The organism is Bradyrhizobium sp., assembly GCF_049691595.1.
Lineage (GTDB): Bacteria > Pseudomonadota > Alphaproteobacteria > Rhizobiales > Xanthobacteraceae > Bradyrhizobium.
In genome coordinates, this window is the sequence record NZ_JBAVNZ010000540.1 from 1 (window position 1) to 3,736 (window position 3,736).

Annotated in this window: 4 protein-coding genes; 2 read left to right on the forward strand and 2 right to left on the reverse strand. The window is 69.3% G+C overall.

The window, feature by feature from the left end:
* Together WCE35_RS21780 and tsaD are read right to left on the reverse strand one after the other, a co-directional pair.
* On the reverse strand, positions 1–675 hold a 675-nt coding region (locus tag WCE35_RS21780), incomplete at its 3' end, for an NAD(P)H-dependent glycerol-3-phosphate dehydrogenase (RefSeq protein ID WP_424595384.1).
* An 85-nt stretch (positions 676–760) separates the two neighbouring features.
* The gene (gene tsaD, locus WCE35_RS21785; protein WP_424595387.1) at positions 761–1,834 is read right to left on the reverse strand and encodes a tRNA (adenosine(37)-N6)-threonylcarbamoyltransferase complex transferase subunit TsaD; all 1,074 of its coding nucleotides are present in this window, start codon (positions 1,832–1,834) and stop codon (positions 761–763) included.
* A 133-nt stretch (positions 1,835–1,967) separates the two neighbouring features.
* Between tsaD and WCE35_RS21790 the strand changes: the two genes are divergently transcribed.
* The gene (locus WCE35_RS21790; protein WP_424595385.1) at positions 1,968–2,714 is read left to right on the forward strand and encodes a uroporphyrinogen-III synthase; all 747 of its coding nucleotides are present in this window, start codon (positions 1,968–1,970) and stop codon (positions 2,712–2,714) included.
* A 53-nt stretch (positions 2,715–2,767) separates the two neighbouring features.
* Positions 2,768–3,736 (forward strand): COG4223 family protein (locus WCE35_RS21795; RefSeq protein WP_424595386.1); only part of this gene is annotated, 969 nt, incomplete at its 3' end.

Here is a 3,736-nt window from a genome sequence, read left to right on the forward strand (position 1 = left end):
GCCGAAGCGGAACAGTTCGGCGAAACCGCGCGTTGTGAGGGCGGCGGCTGCGCTCGCGCCAAGCCCGCGTCCTGACACGATGCCGGCCGCGATGCCGAGCACGTTCTTGGCGGCGCCGCCGATCTCGACGCCGCGGACGTCGGTCGTGTGATAGGGCCGAAACGTCGATGATCCCAGCGCCCGCACCAGCGCGGCTGCGAGCGCCTCGTCGCCTGCCGCCAGCGTGACGGCGGTGGGAAGCCCGCGCGCCACATCGTCGGCGAAACTCGGCCCCGACAGGATTGCCGGCACGGCTTCGGGCGCGGCTTCCGCGATCACCTCGGTCATGAATTTAAGCGTGCCGCGCTCGATGCCCTTGGCGCAGGCGATCACCGGCGTGGCTTTCCTCAGATGCGGCGCCAGCATCGTCGCAGCTTCGCGCAGATGTTGCGCCGGCGTCGCGACAAGAATGATGTCGGCGCGTGCGGCAACGGCGATCTCGCTGATGACGTCAACGCCGGTATCGAGCCGCGCGCCCGGGAGCTTCGGATTCGCGCGCGTCGCCTTCATCCGCGCCGCCGTTTCGGCGTTGCGTGCATAGAGCGCGACATCGCGCCCGGCCCGCGCCGCGACGCCGGCAAGCGCCGTTCCCCAGGCGCCCGCGCCGATCACGCCTACCGACTTGAATGCCAACATCGTGAAGCCTCAATGTGCTCCCTCGCCCCGCGTTGGCGGGGAGAGGTTGAGGTAAGCTCGCGGCGTGGTTCTCTCACGAGGTTCTTTAAAAGCCTGCGCGGCTGTTGGCAAAACCCGCCGGCGCCGTGGCATTGGCATCGAGCAGCCAGCGCGCGCGGGGTGGTGCGTCCATCGCATCCGTCAATCCGATCGCCATTCGCTCTGCCCCGGCCCATGCGATCATCGCGCCATTGTCGGTGCAGAGCGCCGGCGGCGGAATGATCAGCGTGGTCTGGGCTTTGGCAGCGACCTCCTGCAACGCGCCGCGGATGGCGTGATTGGCGGCGACGCCGCCGGCGGCGACCAGCGCCTGTGGCGGCCCGAGCTGCTCGCGAAACAGGTTCAGGCCAACGCCCAGCCGATCCGCCGTCGATTCCAGCACCGCCGCCTGAAAGCCGGCGCAGAGATCGCTGATATCCTGCGGCTCCAGCGGCGCCAGCCGGCTGGCTTCGTTACGCACCGCGGTTTTCAATCCCGACAGCGAGAAATTGGCATCGGGGCGGCCGAGCATCGGTCGCGGAAAGGCGAACCGCCTCGCATCGCCCCGGCTGGCGGCGCGTTCGACCTCGGGGCCGCCCGGATACGGCAGGCCCAGCATTTTTGCCACCTTGTCAAAAGCCTCGCCCATCGCGTCGTCGACGGTGGTGCCGAGCCGCACATAGTGGCCGACGCCGAGCACGGCGACGATCTGGGTATGGCCGCCGGAAGCGAGGAACAGGCAGTAGGGAAACCCCAGCGCGCCGCTCAACCGCGGCGTCAGCGCATGCGCCTCGAGATGGTTGACGGCGATCAGCGGCGTATCGTGCACCATTGCGATCGCCTTGGCGGTGGTGAGGCCCACGATCACGCCGCCGATCAGGCCGGGGCCCGCGGCGGCGGCCACCGCCGAGAGCTCCGCAAAGCCAACGCCGGCTTCCCTCATGGCGGTGCCGACAATGCCGTCGAGCAGGTCGACATGGGCGCGCGCGGCGATCTCCGGAACCACGCCGCCAAAACGCGCATGCTCGTCGGTCTGCGAGTGCACGATATTGGACAGGATCCGCCCCGACCCGTCACCGTGGCGTTCGACCACGGCGGCCGCGGTTTCATCGCAGGTGGTCTCGATTCCCAGCACCAGCATCGGTGTGTCGTTACTCAATTTGCGCCCTTATACTATCGCTTGAAACGAGCATCCCCGTAACCGGGTAGCATTGTGAGGTCGCAAAGTGCAATCATCCGCGATGGCCGAGTTCCCGGCGGCGGAGACCTGAGCCATGGCCGTTCTCGTCACCCGCCCGCATCCCGACGATGAGGCCACCGCCGAAAACCTGCGCGCCCGGGGCTTTGAGGTCTTGCAGGCGCCGATGCTGCGGTTCGAGCCGGTGCCATTCCATGACGATGAGGAGGCGCGCTATGATGCCCTCATCGTCACCAGCGCCAATGCGCTGCGCGCCGTCGAACCCCAACTCGCCGGCAGCCGCCTGCGCGCGTTGCCGCTGTTCGCGGTAGGCGAGCATACCGGCGCGGCTGCTCGCGCCGCGGGATTCGGCCGGGTGATCGTGGCGAAGGGTGACGCCGCGAACCTGCGCGATCTCGTGCAGGCGAGCGTGGCCTCGAAACAGCTGAACAAGGCCGGCACGCTGTTGTATCTGGCCGGCGCCGATCTTGCCCGCGATCTCGCCGGCGAACTCGGCGAGCGGGGTTTTACCGTCGTCACGCACGCGACCTACCGGATGGTTCCGGCATCCCGCCTGCCGCGTGAGGTCTGCGACGCGTTCGCGGCCAACCGGGTCGAGGCGGTGCTGCACTATTCCCGCCGCAGCGCGCGCGCCTTTCTCGATGCGGCGCGGGCTGCCGGCGTCGAAATCTCGGCACTGGCACTGCCGCAGTGCTGCATTTCCTCAAGCGTTGCTTCCATCCTTCGCGACGCCGGCGCCCCCAGGGTCATGGCGGCGGCGTCGCCGGATGAAAATGCCTTGTTCGAGGCGCTGACCCGTGCTTTGCGGTCCCGATTGGCGTAAGAACACGGCTGATTCTGGTCGATTTCGGCTGAAGCCGACAAGGAGCTATCGCGATGGTCGATGACAGGCCCGATGAAACCGGAGCGTCGCCCGATCAGGACCGGCCGAAGCGCGCCCCGCCCACCATCGATCTCGAGCCGAGCGAAATAACCAGCGAAACCCGGAACGCGGCCGGCGACGCGGCGCCCGGGCCTGCGCCAAAAACACCGTCGGCGATGCCGGATCCCGCACCGGTTGCGGCGCCGATCTCGCCCTGGATCATCGCGCCGGTCTCCGGCGCCGCGGCGGCCGCGCTGGTGATCGCGGTCGGCTGGATGCTGGGCTGGCCCGCGGTGCAGCCGGCGTCCTCGCCGCAACTCAATGCGGCGGTGATCGACGATCTCACCGCACGCATCGCCGGCCTTGAATCCAGGACCGGCAAGCCCGCGGCCGATCCCGCGGCCGCGGCGCGCGTGGATGGTCTGGAAAAATCCCTGGCGGCGCTGCGCGGCGAACTTGCCGCGACGCGTGCGCAGTCGGAAAAACCCGGCGCCGCGCCGCCGGATCTCTCAACGATCAGCGGCGTCGCCGCGATCGAAAGCGCCGTGCGGGCGCAGGTCGCCGGGATATCCGAGCAGTTGGGCAAGATCGCGGACGGCAAGGCCGCGGCTGCGAAACCTGCCGATGACGTGCCGCTGCGCCGCGTGGTGGCGGCATCCCTGCTCGACGTGTCGGTGCGGCACGGCGATCCCTATGCCGCGGCGCTGGCGGCGGCAAAATCGCTCGCCGAAAACGCCGAGGCGCTGAAGCCGCTCGACGGCTTCGCAGCCTCGGGCGTGCCGAGCGCGAATGCGCTGTGCCGGGAGCTGGTCGAGCTCGCGCCGAAGCTCGCGCCGCCCGCGCCTGAAAACAGCACCACCGGTTCCGGGTTCGTCGATCGCCTGCAGGCGGGAGCGGCGAAACTGGTGCGCATCCAGCGCACCGACGCCACGGCGGGCGATCGCGGCAGCGTGGTCGCGCGCGTCATGGCGGCGGCGCTGCGC

Bases quoted from the DNA above. Each gene is read 5' to 3' on its own strand.
- WCE35_RS21790 (WP_424595385.1), top strand. From the start codon at position 1,968: ATGGCCGTTCTCGTCACCCGCCCGCATCCCGACGATGAGGCCACCGCC.
- tsaD (WP_424595387.1), bottom strand. From the start codon at position 1,834: ATGCTGGTGCTGGGAATCGAGACCACCTGCGATGAAACCGCGGCCGCC.